We start from the raw sequence: 3,447 nt of genomic DNA on the forward strand, positions 1-3,447 counted from the left end.
ACGAACTTCTCGACCTCGCTCGGATCGACCTTCGTCACGGAGTGCTTGCCGATCGTGACCGTCGGGCCGTGGTCGCAGTTCTGGGCGCAGAAGCGGGCGCGCACGCGGAACTTCTCGGAGAGGCCGCGGCGGCGCAGCTCGGCGGCCAGCCCTTCGAGGACCCGCCAGCTCCCCTTGATGTAGCAGTTGGTGGAAACGCAGACCGCGATGTCCACGACCTGGTTCTCGCGCAGGATCTCTTCCACGGTCTCCTCCACCCGCATCGAGCGGCGCCCGTAGGTGGTGTGCAGGGCGTGGTGGCTGACTTCGCTCACCGGCTGGCCGAGCCACTGGCTGTAGAGCCGCTGCACCGCAGGGTTGTCCTGGCTCTTCTTGAGCTCCGTCTCCTCGTCCATCTTGTAGAGGACTTCGAGCCGCAGCTCCCGTTCCTCGTCGAGCTTCGGGGCCGGGTTGCCGGAGCCGTTGATGCAGCCGCCGGGGCAGGCCATGACCTCGATCAGGTCGTAGGCGATGTCGCCGCCGCGGATCCGGTCGATCAGCCGCTGCGCGTTCTGCAGCCCGGAGACGACGGCCACGCGGACCGTCTTGTCGCCGATCCGGACGCGGGCTTCCTTGATCCCCTTCAGCCCGCGGACGTCCTCGTACTCGACGTTCTCGAGCCGCTCGCCGGAGATCTTGTCCGCGGCCAGCCGCAGCGCGGCCTCGGAGACGCCGCCCGACGCGCCGAAGATGATCCCCGCGCCGGAGACCTTGCCGAACGGCTGGTCGAGCTCGCGCGGCTCGAGGGCGAGGAAGTCGACGTTCTTCTCCTCGAACATTTGCAGGATGTCGTTCGTCGTCAGGACGGTGTCCACGTCGGCGCTGCCGTCCTTGGCGAACTCCGGCCGCTTCGCCTCGTACTTCTTGGCGTTGCACGGCATGATCGAGACGAAGTGCAGCCGCTCGCGCGGCGCGTCGATCTGCTTGGCGAAGTACTCCTTGACCACCGCCCCGAACATCTGCTGCGGCGACTTGCAGCTCGAGAGGAGGTTGAGGAGATCCGGGGCCACCTTCTCGCAGTACTGGACCCAGGCCGGGCAGCAGGAGGTGAACTGCGGCAGCCGCTGGCCGGAGGAGACGCGCGAGAGGAACTCGGTCCCCTCTTCCATGATCGTCAGGTCGGCGGTGAAGCAGGTGTCGAAGACGTAGTCGAAGCCGACGAGGCGCAGGCCGGCGCAGAGCCGCTTCATCGCCTCCTCGCCGGAGACGCCGTACTTCTCGGCCAGCGCGGCGCGGACGGCCGGGGCGATCTGCGCGGCGGTGATCTTCATCGGGTCGTGCAGCGCGCGGTAGACCTCGGGGAGGACCGGCCGGAAGGCCAGCGCGCCAGTCGGGCAGACCGTCACGCAGTGGCCGCAGGAGACGCAGGTGGTCTTCTCCAGCGGGCGGCCGTCGTTCGGGCCGATCGTCAGGCGGGAGCCGACCTCGGAGAAGCTCAGCGCGGCCGAGCCTTCCATCTCGCGGCAGACCTTGAGGCAGAGGCCGCAGAGGATGCACTTGCCGGAGTCGCGGACGAGGATCGGGTGGCTGTCGTCCACCGGCAGCGGCCGCGGGCGCGGGGCGGTCTTGTCGAACGTCACGCCGTAGCTGCTCGCGTAGCCGCGGAGCTGGCAGTCGTAGCGCTCGCTGCAGCCGCAGGAGAGGCAGCGCCCGGCCTCGGCCATCGCCGTCCTGGCGTCCCAGCAGCCGGTCGTCTCGTCGAAGGTGCGGACGCGCTCCTCGGCGGCCATCACCGGCAGCTCGTGGCGCTTCTTGGCCTCGGCGCCGCGGAACTCTTCTTCCGGCAGCTCGTCCCAGCGCCCCTTGGTGCAGGTGTAGTCGGGGAGGCGCGACGCGACCTTGCCGGTGCGCAGGTACTCGTCGAGGACCTTCGCCGCCTTCTGCCCGGCGCCGATCGCCGAGACGGCGATGTCCGGCCCGGTGACGCAGTCGCCGCCGGCGAAGACGCCGTCGATCTTCGTCGCGTAGGTCTCGCCGTCGATGGAGAGGGCGCCGCGCGTCATGTGCGCGCCGAGCCCGACCTCCTCGCCCGCGACCTTCTGGCCGATCGCGGCGACGACCGCCGTGCAGAGGATCTCGAACTCCGAGCCCTCGACGGGGACCGGCTTGCGGCGCCCGGAGGCGTCCGGCTCGCCGAGCTGCATCCGCACGCAGGTCAGCGCCAGGCGGTCGCCCTTGCTCTCGATCTTGACCGGCGCGGCGAGGAACTCCGTCGTCACGCCTTCCTCGAGCGCCTCTTCGACCTCGATCGGCAGGGCGGGCATTTCCTTGCGCGTGCGGCGGTAGACCAGCGTCACCTGCTTCGAGCCGAGGCGCAGCGCGGTGCGCGCGGCGTCGATCGCCGTGTTGCCGCCGCCGACCACGCAGACCGCGTCGCCGAGGTCGATCTGTTCGTGGCGCGCGACGCGGGCCAGCATGTCGAGGCCCGACCAAACGCCCGGCAGGTCGTCGCCCGGGCAGCCGATCGGCGTCGCCTTCTGCGCGCCGAGGCCGGCGAACACCGCGTCGAACCCCTGCAGCTTGAGCGTCTCGATCGAGAAGTCGCGGCCGAGCTTCTGGTTGCAGCGCAGCTCCACGCCGAGGTCGAGGATCGACTGGATCTCGGCGTCGAGGACGTCCTCGGGGAGGCGGTAGTACGGGATGCCGTAGCGCAGCATGCCGCCCGCCTTCTCGTTCATCTCGAAGACCACCGGCGAGTGGCCCATCCGGCGCAGGAAGTAGGCCGCGGTGAGGCCGGCCGGCCCGCCGCCGATCACGGCGACGCGCTTCCCCGTGTCGGGGGCGACCGACGGGCGGTACGGCGCGGGGTGCTTGCGGTTCCAGTCGGCGACGAACCGCTTCACGCCGTTGATGTTGACCGCCTCGCCGACGGCGTTGCGGCGGCATTCGCTCTCGCAGGGGTGCGGGCAGACGCGGCTGCAGGTCGAGGGGAGCGGGTTGCTGTCGACGATGACCTGGAACGCCTCGCGGAAGTTCCCCGCGGCGACGTGGTAGAGGTACTTCTGGATGTCGATGTGCGCCGGGCATCGCTGCGAGCAGGGAGCCTCGCAGTCGCCGTAGTGGTTGCGCAGCAGCGAGCCGAGGAAGATCTGGCGGAAGTTCTCGAGGGCCGGGGACTTGGTGCGGATCTCCATCCCCTCGGCGACCGTCGTCCCGGTGGCGGAGATGAAGCGCGAGCGCTCCCCCTCGACCAGCTCGACGGTGGAGAGTTCGGCGCCCGACGGCGGGCTGACGCGGGGGTCGTAGCCGAGCGCGGGAATGTCCACGCCCGACAGTCGCGCGGCCTCGATGATCGAAATCCCCTCGGGAACGTTGAGCGTTTGTCCGTCAACCCTGATTGTGATCATCGTCCACCTGTCCCGGGGCCGAGAAGCAGCCCGAAAATGGGTCACGTCCCTCTTCAGACCC

The 3,447-nt window shown here is 69.8% G+C and carries 1 protein-coding gene; it reads right to left on the reverse strand.

The window, feature by feature from the left end; all coding sequences use genetic code 11:
* The coding region (locus LLG88_15090; GenBank protein ID MCE5248232.1) for a [FeFe] hydrogenase, group A at positions 1-3,386 on the reverse strand (3,386 nt) is incomplete at its 3' end.
* Positions 3,387-3,447: the final 61 nt, after the last annotated feature.

Source organism: bacterium, assembly GCA_021372775.1.
GTDB lineage: Bacteria > Acidobacteriota > Polarisedimenticolia > J045 > J045 > JAJFTU01.